Source organism: Mesorhizobium sp. B2-4-15, assembly GCF_006658505.1.
Taxonomy (GTDB): domain Bacteria; phylum Pseudomonadota; class Alphaproteobacteria; order Rhizobiales; family Rhizobiaceae; genus Mesorhizobium.
Window position 1 is genome coordinate 22,761 of record NZ_VFUZ01000041.1, and the last position, 14,422, is coordinate 37,182.

At 65.3% G+C, this 14,422-nt stretch carries 13 protein-coding genes; 12 read left to right on the forward strand and 1 reads right to left on the reverse strand.

What is annotated here, in order from left to right; translation table 11 throughout:
- Positions 1-773: 773 nt before the first annotated feature.
- The 11 genes from FJ930_RS28775 (at position 774) to FJ930_RS28825 (ending at position 12,019) form a co-directional block, all read left to right on the forward strand.
- Positions 774-2,270 (forward strand): aldehyde dehydrogenase family protein, encoded by a 1,497-nt coding sequence (locus FJ930_RS28775; RefSeq protein ID WP_141841010.1) that lies wholly within the window; start codon positions 774-776, stop codon positions 2,268-2,270.
- A gap of 155 nt (positions 2,271-2,425) precedes the next feature.
- Positions 2,426-2,701: a hypothetical protein gene (locus tag FJ930_RS28780; RefSeq protein WP_141841011.1), complete on the forward strand. Its 276-nt coding sequence runs from the start codon at positions 2,426-2,428 to the stop codon at positions 2,699-2,701.
- Positions 2,702-2,863: 162 nt separating this feature from the next.
- Positions 2,864-4,012: a GNAT family N-acetyltransferase gene (locus FJ930_RS28785; RefSeq protein ID WP_246677086.1), complete on the forward strand. Its 1,149-nt coding sequence runs from the start codon at positions 2,864-2,866 to the stop codon at positions 4,010-4,012.
- A gap of 185 nt (positions 4,013-4,197) precedes the next feature.
- Positions 4,198-5,025, forward strand: coding sequence for a MurR/RpiR family transcriptional regulator (locus FJ930_RS28790; protein ID WP_140747692.1), 828 nt, complete (start codon positions 4,198-4,200; stop codon positions 5,023-5,025).
- Entirely contained in the window at positions 5,009-5,905 is an 897-nt protein-coding gene (locus FJ930_RS28795) for an N-acetylmannosamine kinase (protein ID WP_141841012.1), read from the forward strand. Before FJ930_RS28790 ends, FJ930_RS28795 begins: the two co-directional genes overlap by 17 nt.
- A gap of 72 nt (positions 5,906-5,977) precedes the next feature.
- Positions 5,978-6,700, forward strand: coding sequence for an N-acetylmannosamine-6-phosphate 2-epimerase (locus FJ930_RS28800; protein WP_246677087.1), 723 nt, complete (start codon positions 5,978-5,980; stop codon positions 6,698-6,700).
- Positions 6,697-7,713 (forward strand): Gfo/Idh/MocA family oxidoreductase, encoded by a 1,017-nt coding sequence (locus FJ930_RS28805; protein WP_141841014.1) that lies wholly within the window; start codon positions 6,697-6,699, stop codon positions 7,711-7,713. Before FJ930_RS28800 ends, FJ930_RS28805 begins: the two co-directional genes overlap by 4 nt.
- 64 nt (positions 7,714-7,777) lie before the next feature.
- Positions 7,778-9,070, forward strand: coding sequence for a sugar ABC transporter substrate-binding protein (locus FJ930_RS28810; RefSeq protein WP_141841015.1), 1,293 nt, complete (start codon positions 7,778-7,780; stop codon positions 9,068-9,070).
- Between the two features lie 190 nt (positions 9,071-9,260).
- Complete coding sequence (locus FJ930_RS28815; RefSeq protein WP_246677088.1) at positions 9,261-10,136, forward strand: sugar ABC transporter permease; 876 nt, start codon at positions 9,261-9,263, stop codon at positions 10,134-10,136.
- Positions 10,136-10,948 carry a carbohydrate ABC transporter permease gene (locus FJ930_RS28820; protein WP_141841016.1) on the forward strand — a complete coding sequence of 271 codons (813 nt, stop codon included), beginning with the start codon at positions 10,136-10,138 and terminating at the stop codon, positions 10,946-10,948. The genes FJ930_RS28815 and FJ930_RS28820 overlap by 1 nt, the downstream gene beginning before the upstream one ends.
- A 9-nt stretch (positions 10,949-10,957) precedes the next feature.
- The gene (locus FJ930_RS28825; protein ID WP_141841017.1) at positions 10,958-12,019 is read left to right on the forward strand and encodes an ABC transporter ATP-binding protein; all 1,062 of its coding nucleotides are present in this window, start codon (positions 10,958-10,960) and stop codon (positions 12,017-12,019) included.
- A gap of 93 nt (positions 12,020-12,112) precedes the next feature.
- On the opposite strand, the gene FJ930_RS28830 is transcribed toward FJ930_RS28825, so the two are convergent.
- Entirely contained in the window at positions 12,113-13,198 is a 1,086-nt protein-coding gene (locus FJ930_RS28830; RefSeq protein ID WP_141841018.1) for a CaiB/BaiF CoA-transferase family protein, read from the reverse strand.
- Positions 13,199-13,316: 118 nt separating this feature from the next.
- On the opposite strand from FJ930_RS28830, the gene FJ930_RS28835 reads away from it, so the two are divergent.
- A complete protein-coding gene (locus FJ930_RS28835; RefSeq protein ID WP_141841019.1) occupies positions 13,317-14,339 on the forward strand; it encodes an LLM class flavin-dependent oxidoreductase in 1,023 nt (340 codons plus the stop codon).
- The last annotated feature ends 83 nt before the right edge of the window (positions 14,340-14,422 follow it).

A 14,422-nucleotide genomic window follows, 5' to 3' on the forward strand; every position in this document is an offset into this window, starting at 1 on the left:
AACTATTGAAATCTTGCCGCTTGCGAATTGACCGAATGAGATCATCGACGCGGCCCATTGAAGCGCTCGGTGCGTCCTGTCGGACCGACCGAGCGTCGAGCCGATTGTCATAAATCCGCCTCAGCAGGTCACATGCACTCCTGGCGCGCTCCCATGTGCGGCCAACGAGCCTGCGTCCTCCCAAGGTCGCGGGTTCGTCGGCAACGTGATCCCAGACGGTCCAGGTGCCAGACGGCGCGGGACGGCAGCGAAATCTAGGTTGGCGATCTTCCATGACCTTGAACGGCCAATACCGCTTCGAGTTCGATTCGGCATGGGAAGATGGTTAACGCCGGCGTGTCCCTTAGTCTAAAGCGCGTGGCGTCGAAGAGGCTGATTGTCCGGTTCGGGCCGATGTCGTGCCGAACCGACGACGCATCGTCTCGACCTCGAATGAAGACTGGCAGCAGTGGAGGCGGACAGGCCACGTCGAGATCGCGCGCGGCATCGGCGGTCCGAAGCTGCCGCAGGGGAATTCCGGGGGCTGCTCCGCTCCGGAGCTTGGCGCCAGCAATCCGACTTGAGAACCGCCTACCGCAAACCGCGGGCGGATAGGTTACTTGCGGTTGGATTTGTCCAAACTGGACAAATCCCGTGACAAGGTACGCGGTTTTCGGGCTACCTTTCCCGAGCCACGGCGCCTGGAAGAATGAATTGACGCCCTTTTGCTTTCCTTGTTTGAGGGCGCCGGCGCCGGGAGTAATAGTCGCCACGCAATTCGTGAGGAGGAAGAGATGACGCTGAATTTCGACCCCAGGGCGAAGGCGACCACGCTTTACCACGGCGAATTCCGGCCGATGTTCATCGGCGGCAAGTGGGTTCCGGCGCAATCCGGCCAGGAGATGCGGGCGCTCAATCCGGCGACGGGCGAAGTGCTGGCCACGGTGCCGCGCGGGGGAGCCGCGGATATCGATGCGGCGGTCGCCGCCGCGCGCGCGGCCTTCGAAGGACCGTGGTCAAAATTCTCGCCCTACGAGCGGCAGTGCGTGCTTCTCAGGATCGCGGACCTGTTCGAGACGCATTGGGAAGAGCTCAGTGTTTCCGACACGCTCGACATGGGGCTGCCGATCACGCGCACGCTCGCCAACCGCCGCCGTGTCATCGGCATGCTGCGCTTCTACGCCGGCATGGCGACCGCGCTGCACGGCGAGGCGATCGACAATTCCATCCCCGGCGAGATCGTCTCCTTCACCCGGCGCGAGCCAGTGGGTGTCGTCGGCGCGATCATCCCCTGGAATGCGCCGACCGCCTCGTCGATCTGGAAGATCGCGCCGGCGCTCGCCACGGGCTGCGCCATCGTGCTGAAGCCTTCGGAGGACGCGTCGTTGACGCCGCTGCTGATCGCACGGCTGATGCAGGAAGCCGGCGTGCCTGACGGCGTGGTCAACATCGTCACGGGAACGGGTGCGGAGGCCGGCGCGCGGCTTGCCGAACATCCCGACGTCAACAAGATCGTCTTCACCGGTTCGACGCAGACCGGGCAGGCCATCGCGCGGGCGGGCGTCGCCAACCTCAAACGCGTTTCGCTGGAGCTTGGCGGCAAGTCGCCTGTTATCGTCTGCCGTGATGCCGACATCGACAAGGCTGTTCCAGTCGCGGCAATGGCGGTGTTCGTGCATTCGGGCCAGATCTGCATTGCCGGTTCGCGCCTGTTCGTGGCGCGCGAGATCCACGACGAATTCGTGCGCCGGGTCGCCGAGTTCGCCGGCAGACTGCGCATCGGCCATGGCATCGAGGCGGAGACCGAAATCGGGCCGCTCATCAATGCCCGCCAGGCCGCCAAGGTGGAGGGCTATATCAAGGCCGGCAGCGACGAGGGCGCCGAACTGGTCGCCGGCGGCTCGCGGCTGACGGGCGCGCTCTATGATGGCGGCAATTTCATCGCGCCGACCGTGTTCGGTTCGGTGTCGGACAAGATGACCATCGCGCGCGAGGAAATCTTCGGGCCGGTCATTTCCGCCATGCCCTTCGACACGCTGGACGAGGCCGTCGCACGGGCCAATGCGACGCCCTACGGGCTGGCCGCCGGCATCTTCACCACCCATCTGGGCACCGCACACAAGCTCGCGCGCCGCATCAAGGCCGGCTCTGTCTGGGTAAACATGTACCATGCCATCGACCCAGCGGTGCCATTCGGCGGCATGAAGATGTCCGGCTACGGCCGCGAGGGCGGCACCGAGCACCTGCACGAATATCTGGAGACGAAGTCGATCTGGATCCAGACCGACTGAGGGCAGTGGCGGTCAAGTTGATCAACCGCTCCGAGAAGCCATGGCGCACCTTAACCATGCTGCGGGGGAAATCCGCTGGCGCCGCCGTTTCCCAGGAACTTTTCTTCCTCTGGCGATTTTCGATATAAGATGGAATCGGAACGGCCAGGAGGGTGTTGCCGATGAAACGGGTTGCGATCTCAGCTCTTGCCCTGGCTGTGGCTTGTGCCATGTCCTCGTCGGCGCTCGCCGGCACCAGGCATCGCCACTATCAGCCCGAACCGGTACGTTACGTTCCCGCCGATGACGACCTCATCGACTTCCTGTTCGGTGGCCCGCGCTACTACGACCAGCAGCTGTTCACCACCGCCGCCGGCGCCTGCTCCTACGATCGGATAGGTCCGGACGCGAATGCGCTGAACAAGATCAACGACCATCATTGCGGAAAATAGCCGGCGCGCGGTCGTCGATGCGCAAACGCTGGTCTCTTCACCAAAGTCTGCGGGAGATCCCGGCAACGGCTTGATGCCGCTGCCGTTTCGCGTGCCGCCCTGCGGCCCGTTGCACATTGGCGTTTTCAGGGTATGATGAAAAGCGCCAATCGTGAGATTAAGATGAAAAAAAACTTCAGTCCTATCGACGTCGAGGCGGCAACAGCCAGCGACGTCCCCGACATCGCGCGCCTGCTGAGCTGGGCCTTCGGCTTCGGCAAGGCGCGATCGGACGAGTACATCGCCCATGTCGGCCTCGGCTCGCTCAGGCTGCTGCGGGGCGAGGGCGGGCGTCCGGATGCCTGCGCGGCGCTGCTCGAGACAGCGCATGTCTTTCATGGAAGGCCGGTGCGGGCGGCCAACATCGCGCATGTGGCGATCGCGCCGGAGCGTCGCGGCCAGGGTCTGGCCGTTCCCTTCGTGGATGCCCTGTGCGCGGAGGCGCAAGGCAAGGGTGCCGTGATTGCCACGCTGTTTGCCTCGACGCGCCCGGTCTACCGCAAGAGCGGCTTCGAGCTCGCGGGCCACGAGATCGTCTATGAGGCCGAGACAGCCAGCCTCCCGGCGGCGAGCAAGCTCGCCTTCGAGCGTGTCGAACTGGACGATCCACGCATTGCCAAAGCCTATGCCGCCAAGGCGGGTCGCGAGGCGGGCCTGCTCAGCCGTGGCCCGGCGCATTGGAACGAGTTGCGGCGAGAGCCGACGGACGCGCTGGCCGCCTACCTGGCCGAAGGCGACGCGGCCTATCTGATCCTCGATATGGGCGACGAGGCCCGGCTCGATGTCCGCGACTGGTACGCCGCTTCTCCTGAAGCCGCGCAGGGCGTGCTTTCCTTCCTGGCCCGGTTTCGCTCGGTCTACCCGGTCGTGCGCTGGCATGGCGGTCCGCAGGACGATCTGGTGGCGGCAATGCCGGACAAAGGCTGGCGGCTCGCCCATCAGGAGGAATGGCTGCTGCGGGTGCTCGACCAGGCCGCGGCCCTGCGCCAGCGCGGCTACCATGTCGATGCCGCCCGATTGGCGCTGCGCGTCGGGCCCGCGGAGACGGCGCTGGAGATCGGGATCAGGGATGGCGCCTCCGAGGTCGGCGAGGCAACCGGCGGATGCCCGACGGTTACCTTGCAGGCTCCGGCGTTCGTTCAGCTGTTCACGGGCTTTCGCAGCGCCTCGAAACTGGCGCAGTATGGCCAGGTGATCGGCGAGGCGGCTGACATACGTCTGTGTGACCAGCTGTTTGCCGGACCACCGCCCTGGGTGGCGGAGCATTTCTAGAGCATGATCCCGAAAAGTGGGAACCGGTTTTCGGACAAGATCATGCTCAAGCAAGAACCGAGCATGATCCCGAAAAGTGGGAACCGGTTTTCGGACGAGATCATGCTCAAGCAAGGACCTGGCATGATCCCGAAAAGTGGGAACCGGTTTTCGGACAAGATCATGCTCCAACAAAGAGACATTTCATGACACATGCGCTTATTGCCTCGCTTCGGGCGGCGGCTGGGGACATGACGCCGGCGCTGGCGCGCGTCGCGGATACGGTGCTGGCGCAGCCCGAAGCCACCTTGCGCCAGAGCATAACCGAACTTGCCGAGGCGTCCGCATCGTCGGAGGCCAGCGTCATGCGCTTCTGCCGCGACCAGGGTTTTACCGGCTTCCAGGATTTCAAGCTGGCCTTGGCCAAGGAATTGGCGACCGACGAGCGGGCGAGGGATATCGGGTCGCCGACCGACGATATCCAGCGGCTGGTGGAAACGGCCATCATCTCGCTGCGCGAAACAGAGCAGCTCATCGTCCGGGAGGATATCGCCACGGCCTCGCGGCAACTCCTGGCGGCGACGGCGATCGACTGCTTTGGCATCGCCGCTTCCGCCATCACGGCGCAGTATCTCGCCTACAAGATGACCCGCATCGGCAAGCTCAGCCGGGCGCTCGGCGATGCGCACCTGGCTGCCATGGCCGCGGGCACCACGCAGAAGAGTACCGTGCAGGTGGTGATTTCGAGTTCGGGCTCGACCATAGACGCGGTGCGCATTGCCGAGCTCGCGCGCGCGCAAGGCGCCTTCGTGATCGGCATCTCCAACCGCTCGAAAAGCCCGCTGGTCGCCGTTTGCGACCTTGCCCTGATCGCGTCATGGCCGGAGACGCCGCTGACCGGCGGCGCGTTCCCGTCGAAGATCAGCCAATTGCTGATCGTCGATGCGCTGGTGGCCGAGATGACGCGGCAGGATCCGGCGCGGCTGGTGCTGCTTGGCCGTACGGCGGAGGTCGTGAGTGACCGCAGCTTCTGACCGCGCGGTGTTTGCCGTCGACATTGGCGGGACCAAGATCGCCGCCGCCGAAGTGCACGGCCGGCATTTGCTCGACCGGCGCCAGACGGCGACGCCGAGGACTGGCAGGGGCGACGATCTTGTCGCCGCGATTGCCGGGCTTGCGCCGAAGCATGCGGTCAGTGCCGTCGCCGTCGCCACCACCGGCATCGTCCGCGACGGCGCGCTGACCGCGCTCAACCCGCGGACCTTGCCGATCGAGAACGGCTATCCCCTGGCCAAGGCGCTGGAAACGGCGCTCGGCGTGCCGCCGCTGGTCGTCAATGATGCCCAGGCGGCGGCCTGGGCCGAATTCACCGTCGGCGCCGGCCGGGGTTATCGCAACTTCGCTTTCTTCACAGTCTCCACCGGCATTGGCTGCGGCCTGGTGATCGACGGCCGCCTCCAGGTCGGCGCCACGGGGCTGGCCGGCCATGTCGGGCATACCATGTCCGACCCGGGTGGCGTGATCTGTGGTTGCGGCCGACATGGCTGCCTGGAGACGATCGCCTCGGGCACCGCGCTTGCCCGTCGCGGCAGCGAGCGGCTCGGTCGTAAAGTTGGCGCGCCGGATCTGTTCGCGGCCGCCAGGCAGGGCGACAGGATCGCCGCCGAGGTGATCGCCTCCGCCGTCGATGCGCTGGTCAACGGCTTCGCCGACCTGACGGCGGCCGTCGACATCGATTGCTTCGCGGTCGGCGGCGGCGTCGGGCTGGCGGAGGGCTTCATCGAGGCGCTGAAGGTGCGCTCCCTGCAGCTTCCAGCCGTCTTCCAGCGCCCGATCGTTGCCGCGAAGGCCGGCGCCGATGCGGGTCTGTTGGGGGTCGCGCTGCTTTTTGATGGAAATTTTCATCTAAAATAATTTCTTGACAAAAAGTTTCATCCACGATTGTCTGGAGGGGCAAATGCTTCCCTATGCAAGGAGATGCTCCAGGTGCAGGCCCCCCAGGCGCAAGGCGATGTGCTCGCCCGGCTCGATGGAACGCTGGTCGTGTCTTGCCAGGCGGAATCCCGCATGCCGCTTGATGCTCCCGAGCATATCGCCGCCATCGCCCGGTCGGTCGTCCTCGGCGGCGCTGCCGGTGTGCGCATCGAGGGTGCCGCGAACATAGGAGCCGTCCGCACGCAGGTCAGCGTTCCCATCATCGGCCTGATCAAGGCGCGCCGTGCCGGCACCGAGGTCTACATCACCCCGACGCTCGCCAATGTGGCCTCGATCGTCGAGGCCGGTGCCGATATCGTGGCCCTCGACGCCACCAACAGGCCGCGCCCGACCGATCTCAAGATGATGTTCGATGCGATCGCGCAGAAGGGGCGCCTGTCGATGGGCGATGTCAGCACGTTCGACGAAGCCAGGCGCGCCCTCGATGCCGGCGCCTCCCTGATCAGCACCACAATGGCCGGCTACACGTCCTATTCCAACCAGCAGGGCGGACCGGATTTCCAGCTGATGGAAGAGCTCGCCGGCGCTGGCCTGCCGTTTGTCGCCGAGGGGCGCATCTGGACGCAGCAGGAGGCGGTCCGCTGCTTCGAGCTCGGCGCCCGCTTCATTGTCGTAGGCGGCGCCATCACGCGGCCCGACGCCATCACCCGCCATTTCGCCGACAAGGTCGCCGCCTGGAGCGCCGGCCCGCAATTGAAAAGGAACCAGTCATGATCAAGCGCCGCCGCGTTGCCGTTATCGGTGCGGGCTTCATGGGCTCCATGCATGCCGCGATCTTCGCCAACATGGTCGGCTGCGAACTGGCGGCGATCGTCGATCCCAATCTGGAACTGGCCGGCGCCGTTGCCGCGAAGGCGCCGGGCTGCAAGGTCTATGCCGGCCATGAGGCGCTGCTGACGGCCGAGCGCGATCTCGACCTCGTCTCGATCTGCACGCCCGACAATCTGCATCTCGCGCCGGCGGTTGCCGTGGCCAAGGCCGGCATCAACATCTTCGTCGAGAAGCCGATCTCTTCCACCGTCGAGGATGCGCAGGCCATCATCGCGGCGTGCGACGCGGCCAAGGTCAAGCTCGGCATCGGCTATCTCCTGCGCTTCGATCCGCGCTACGCCGCCGCCAAGGAACTGATGATTTCAGGCAAGATCGGCGAACCGATCCACATCTATGCCCGGCGCAACAGCGCGCGCACCGAAGGGCCCAAGCGTTACGGCGGCAAGCTGCCGCTGGCGCTGCATGTCACCGTGCACGATGTCGACATGGTGCTGTGGATGCTCGACGGGCAGCGGCCGGTTTCGGTCTATGCCCAGCAGACCAACAGACTGCTCGGCGCGTCGGGCACGCAGGACAGCCTGGCCGCGATCGTACGTTTCTCCGGCGGCACGGTGGTGAATTTCGAAAGCGCCTGGTCGTTGCCGGCCGGCGCGCGCCACATGATCGATGCCCGTATGGAGCTGATCGGCACCGAAGGGTCTTTCGAGGTCCAGTGCGGCGACAGCGGCCTTTACTACGCCAGCAATGAGACGTCGCGAGAGATCGATACCCAGCATTGGCCTGTCGTCAACGGCCGTCTCGACGGCGACCTGGCGCGTCAGCTCGGCGGCCTGCTGGCCTGGCTCGATGGCGCTGACATGCCGATCGCCAGCGGCCGCGATGCCCTTCGTTCGCTCGAACTCACACTGGCGATGATGCAGTCGGCGCAGAGCGGCGAAATCGTGCGCCTCGCTTAGGGGGTGAGAACCACGGTCGGAATTTGAAACGAGGCCACAGCGGCCCAACAATGGGAGATGAGAAATGCTAAACAGACGCAATGTGTTGATGCTTGGCGTGGCCGCAGCCGCGCTTGCCGTGGCCCTGCCGGCCTCGGCGCAGGACAAGCCGTTCGCCGGCGTGCAGCTGTCCGTCCTGCTCGAAGGCCATCCGACGACCGACGCCATCCAGAAGCTGCTGCCGGCCTTCAAGGAAGCGACCGGCATCGACGTCGCGCTCGAAGTGGTGCCCGAGCAGGACATCACGGCCAAGGAACTGCTTGAGTTCTCCTCCAAGTCCGGCCGCTATGACGTCGTCCAGAACAATATCATCTACCTGCCCGGCTTCGTGAAGTCGGGCTACATCGTGCCGCTCGACGATTTCCTGGCCAAGCACAAGGAGAACTTCGACAAGGCCGATTTCGTGCCCGGCTATTTCAACACCAACATTGTCGACGGCAAGGTCTACGGGCTTCCGGTCTATGGCGAAAGCACCTTCGTCATGTACCGCAAGGACCTGTTCGAGCAGTATGGTCTCGCCGCGCCCAAGACGTTCGACGACATCGAGAACGCGGCCAAGACCATTTCGGAAAAGACCGGCAAGAAGATCGCCGGCATCACCATGCGCGGCCAGCAAGGCATCCAGGGCGTCTATGTCTGGGCGGCCTATCTCTGGGGCTTCGGCGGCTCGTTCCTCGACGCCAGCGGCAAGTCGGCGCTGGCGACGCCGGACGGTGTCTCGGCACTCGAGGCCTTCACGAAGGTGCTCAAGGATTACGGCCCGGTCGGCGTCGCCAATTTCGGCTGGGAGGAGAACCGGCTGCTGTTCCAGCAGGGCAAGGCGGCGATTACGCTCGATGCCACGGTCAACGGCGCCTACAACGAAGACCCCACTGTCTCCACGGTCGTGGGCAAGGTCGGCTATGTGCCGGTGCCGATGAAGTCGTCCTCGCCCAAGGGCGGTTCGTCCTCGCTCGCCGTGCACTCGATGTATGTCTCGGCCGAATCCAAGAACCAGGAAGCGGCCGCCCTGTTCGCCGCCTGGGCGACCGCCAAGGAGCAGCAGTTGAAGGCGATCGAAACCGATCCCAATTCCGGCGTGACCTCGCTTTCGGTGTTGAACGGCGAGGCCTTCGGCAAGCGCTACGGCGCCTTCAAGGAGGGCATGATCGCCGCCATCAACGCCGGCAATCCGCAATATCTGCCGACGGTGGAACAGGCCAACGAGATCATCAACAACACCGGTATCGCCGTCTCCAAGGCGCTGGCCGGCACGGCCAGCGCCGCCGATGCCTTGAAGGAGGCGGATGAGGCCAACAACGCCGCGCTCGCCCGCTAGAGCATGATGCCGAGAAGCGTGAAGCGGTTTTCGGACGACATCATGCTCTATCTCTTTGACTTAGAGACGGATTCAGATTTCAGGTCGATTCGACCTGAAATCATCCGGCTCTAGGCGGGCAGGCGTGCCCTGCCGCGTGCGCTCCCTGTGCGCGGCAGGGCGAAATCCCCTTACTGATGGATTGAGCATCGTGACGACAACAGCGTCGGATCCGACGAGGCATTTCTTCCAGCCGATCATCGTCTGCCTGACCGTGGCATCGGTCGCGCTGACGCTGTTCGTGATCTGGATTTCGCTGCACGATCTGTCGCTGATGCGCGCCGGGCGCGAGAAGTTCGTCGGCCTCGACAATTACCTGCGCTTCTTCGGCGATCCGCGCGCCATGGCGGCGCTGTGGCGCACGGTGCTGTTCACAGCGCTGGCGACGGTGATCGAGATCGCGCTCGGCCTTGCCGTCGTGCTGTTCCTCGACCGCGACTTCGCCATGAAGCGGCTGGTGAGAACGCTGCTGCTGGTGCCCATCATCATGACGCCGGTGGTGGTCGGGCTGACCTGGCGCTTCCTGTTCGATCCCGCCACCGGCATGGCGAATTACCTCCTGTCGCTCGCCGGCCTGTCTCAGATCGACTGGCTGGGCAGCCCGCGGATCGCGTTGTTCTCGGTGCTGATAGCCGACATCTGGCAGTGGACGCCCTTCGTCATCCTGCTGGTGATGGCGGCCCTGGAGTCCGCGCCCACTGATCCCCTGAACGCCGCCCGCGTCGACGGCGCGCGCGAATGGCAGGTGACCTGGTACGTGCTTTTGCCGATGTTGCGCCGGGCGCTCGCCATCGTCGCGCTGATCCGCGCGATCGACAGCATCAAGGCCTTCGACCTGTTCTACATCATGACGCGCGGTGGCCCCGCGCTGTCGACCGAGACGCTGAACTATTACGGCTACATCGTCGCCTTCACCAATTTCGACATTTCCTATGCGCTGGCCATCGCCGTCATCCTGACCATCTTCACCAACGTCGCTCTGCTGACCATGTACAGCGTGCTGTTTCCGAAGGCGGGAGAGCGCTGATGGGCCGGCGCGCGGTTTTCTATCTTGGCCTGCTGCTGCTTTTGCTGGCGGTGCTGTTCCCGCTCTACTGGGTCGTGGTGACCTCGTTCAAGACGACGCGCGACGCCTTTGCCATCCCGCCGGTCTGGCTGTTCAGCCCCACGCTCGACAACTATCGCACCGTCTTTGCCAACCGCGGCTTCCTCAGCGCATTCGCCAACTCCTTCGTCGTCTCCATCCTGTCCAGCGCGCTGGCGGTGGCCATTGGTTCGGTCGCCGCCTACGGGCTGGCGCAGCAGCCGGGCGATCTGCGCCGCTCCAAGGAAAAATTCATCCTCAGCCTGCGCATCGCGCCGGCGCTGCTGTTCGTCATCCCGATGTATTATCTGGCGACGCGCATCGGCGCGCTGAACCAGCATTGGCTGCTGATCGCCGCCTATGCCTTCGTCAACGTGCCGTTCGCGATCTCGCTGCTGATTACCTTCTTCGACGACATTCCGAAGGAATTGCGCGATGCGGCCCGCGTCGACGGCGCGCGCGAATTCAGCGTGTTCTGGCATGTCTATTTGCCGGCGGCGCGCGGCGGCATCGTCGCGACGCTGATCCTGTGCGTGCTGTTCACCTGGAACGAGTTCTTCGTCGCCCTGGTGCTGACCGGCCGCGACACCCAGACGCTGCCGGTCTCCATCACCTCGTTCCTGACCTTCCAGGGCATCCAGTGGGGCGCGCTGACGGCCGCTGCCACGCTCATCATGCTGCCGATGATCGTGCTTGGCGTTCTGGTGCAGGGGCAGATCGTGCGCGGCATGACGCTGGGCAGCGTGAAAGGCTGAGGGGTTCCGATGGCGAAACTGTCGATAAGGTCGGTGTCGAAATCCTACGGCGCGGTGCGCGTGCTCGACGATGTCTCGGTCGAGGTCGAGGAGGGCTCCTTCGTCGTGCTGCTCGGGCCGTCGGGCTGCGGGAAATCGACGCTGCTGCATGCCGTTGCCGGGCTCAACCCGATCGATTCCGGCACGGTCATCATCGGCGACCGCAACGTCACCAACCTGCCGGCGCGGGACCGTGATGTCGCCATGGTGTTCCAGTCCTACGCGCTCTATCCGACCATGTCGGTGGCCGAGAACATCGCCTTTCCGCTGAAGATGCGCGGGCTCGACCGCCAGACATCGCAAGAAAAGGTCGCCGCGGTGGCCAGGCTGCTGCAGATCGAACCGCTGCTGGAGCGCCGACCGCGCGAATTGTCGGGCGGCCAGCGCCAACGCGTCGCCATCGGCCGGGCGCTGGTGCGCGATCCCCGGCTGTTCCTGTTCGACGAGCCGCTGTCCAACCTCGACGCGGCACTGCGCACCGAGCTGCGCGCCGAGATCAAGCGCCTGCACCAGTCGATCCGCCGCACCATGGTCTATGTGACGCACGACCAGACCGAGGCGCTGACGCTTGCCGACAAGATCGTCGTGCTGAAAGCCGGCAAGATCGAGCAGATCGGTACGCCGCTGTCGCTCTATGACGATCCCGACAACGCTTTCGTCGCCGGCTTCATCGGCTCACCGCGCATGAATTTCCTCAAGGCCCGCGTAGCCGAGGACGGGAAAGCCGTGCTGGTCGGCGATACCAGGGTCGACGTCTCGCATCTGTCGACGCGGCTCGTCGATGGCCAGGAGGTCACTCTGGGCATCAGGCCGGAGCATCTCGATGAAAAGCAGGGTGTCGAACTTACGCTTGCCGTCGATGTCACCGAGCGCCTGGGATCGACCTCCTACGTGCACGGCGCGCTGCCGGGCGGCGAAACGGTGGTCGCCGAACGGCGCGAGGACCAGCCCCGTTTCGGCGAGACGATCACGCTGCGTTTCCTGCCCGGCCGCACGCGCCTCTTCGACACGCAGGGCCTGCGCCTCCGCTGAATCAGGCCGGCGTCGCTCCCCACCCGGGGAAGCGGTCCGGGCGGAGCCATTGCTGGCGCGATTACGTCGCCGGAGAACACGGCGTCGACATCGTCACGGCTCCGCCAGGGCCGCACGGATTTCGGCATCATGTTCGCCGCGCGCCGGGCTTCCGGCCGGTGACCATCGCGCCCCCGCCGAAAAACGCGGTGCCGCCGCCGCTTGAAGAGCACCGTCCACACTCACCCATGTGCCGCGTGCGGCCATGTGCGGATGCGATGCCGCTTCATGCGGGCCAAGTACCGGGCCGACGCAGGCGTCCGAGCCCTCGAACAGGCTGATCCAGTGGTCGCGCGGTTTGGCGGCAAAGATCGCCGCCAGCCGGTCTCCGAGTTTGGGCCAGAGGTCGCGATCGAACTGCCTGGCGAATTGCCGATCGCCGGCCAGGCCAAGCCTGTCGAGGAAGAGCGCGTAGAATTTCGGCTCCAGACATTGGACGCTGATGAAACCATCATCGGCGGTGCGGTAGACGCGGCACCAATGTGGCCCGTCGAGCAGGCTCCGGCCGCGCTCGGCGGCCAGCGCGCCCGACTGGCCGAGCGACATCAGCAGGTTCATCAGATGGGCTGACCCGTCGACGATCGCCGCGTCGACGATGGTGCCCTGTCCGCTGGTGCGTGCGTTCATGATGGCGGCGAGCATGCCGATCACCAGATAGAGCGCGCCGCCCCCTATGTCGCCGACCAGGGTCGGCGGCGCCATTGGCGGCTCGCCGGGCAAGGAGGCGTACCAGAGCGCGCCGGACACGCCGATATAGTTCATGTCGTGGCCGGCGGTGCGGGCAAGCGGACCATCCTGCCCCCAGCCGGTCACGCGGCCATAGGCCAGCCGCGGGTTGACCGCGAGGCAGGCCTCCGGGCCAAGCCCGAGACGCTCCATGACGCCGGGGCGGAACCCCTCGATCAGTCCGTCGGCGGTGGCGATCAGGCGCATCAGCACGGCGACGTCGTCTTCATTCTTCAGGTCGAGCGCGATGGAGCGTTTGCCGCGATCGAGCAGCGAGCGCTCAGGCTGGCCGGACGCGAATGCGTCCTTGCGGTGGACGACGATGACATCGGCGCCGAGATCGGCGAGCAGCATGCCGGCGAAGGGCGCCGGCCCCAGCGCCTCGATCTCGACGATGCGGATACCCCTGAGCATCCCACCCTCCATGGCGGTCAACCTTTCGGCGGCGTGGCTCGATATTGCGTTGGACGACGGTGTGTAACCCCGCGCTTTCGCCATTGAAGCACGTGCCGGTCGCATATACTTCAGGGCGATGAAAAAAATCGGTTTCCTGTCATTCGGGCACTGGACGCCCTCGTCGCAATCGCAGGTGCGTTCGGCATCGGACGCGCTGCTGCAATCCATCGATCTAGCGGTTGCCGCCGAGCAACTGGGCGCGGACGGCGCCTATTTCCGCGTCCATCACTTCGCCCGCCAGCTCGCTTCGCCATTCCCGCTGCTGGCCGCCGTCGGCGCCAAGACCAGCCGTATCGAGATCGGCACGGCGGTCATCGACATGCGCTACGAGAATCCGCTCTACATGGCCGAGGATGCGGGAGCGGCCGACATCATCGCCGGCGGGCGGCTGCAGCTTGGCATCAGCCGTGGCTCCCCCGAACAGGTGATCGACGGCTGGCGCTATTTCGGCTACGCGCCGCAGGAAGGCAAAAGCGACGCCGACATGGCGCGGCATCACGCCGAGGTCTTCCTCGACACGCTGCGCGGCGAGGGCTTCGCCCAGCCCAATCCACGGCCGATGTTCCCCAATCCGCCCGGCCTGCTCAGGCTCGAGCCGCATTCGGAAGGCCTGCGCGAGCGCATCTGGTGGGGTGCCGCCACCAACGCCACCTCGGAATGGGCGGCCAGGCTCGGCATGAATTTGCAGAGCTCGACGCTCAAATTCGACGAGAGCGGCAAGCCGTTCCACGTCCAGCAGGCCGAGCAGATCCGTGTCTATCGCGAGGCCTGGAAGGCGGCCGGCCACCAGCGGGAGCCGCGCGTCTCGGTCAGCCGCAGCATCTTCGCTTTGGTCGACGATCGCGACCGCGCCTATTTCGGGCGCGGCAATGAGAGCCGCGACCAGATCGGCTTCATCGAGGAAAACACCAGGGCGATCTTCGGGCGCAGCTACGCCGCCGAACCCGATGTGCTGATCAAGGAACTGGCGCAGGACGAGGCGATCGCCGAGGCCGACACGCTGTTGCTCACCGTGCCCAACCAGCTCGGTGTCGACTACAACGCCCATGTCATCGAGGCGATCCTGACCCACGTCGCGCCGGCGCTCGGCTGGCGCTGACGCGGGCGGCGCGCTACCGTCGGTCCGGTGGATCGAAGGAGGTTACCGCATGCCGAAGAAGGCCCTGATTGCCTGGGGTGGGT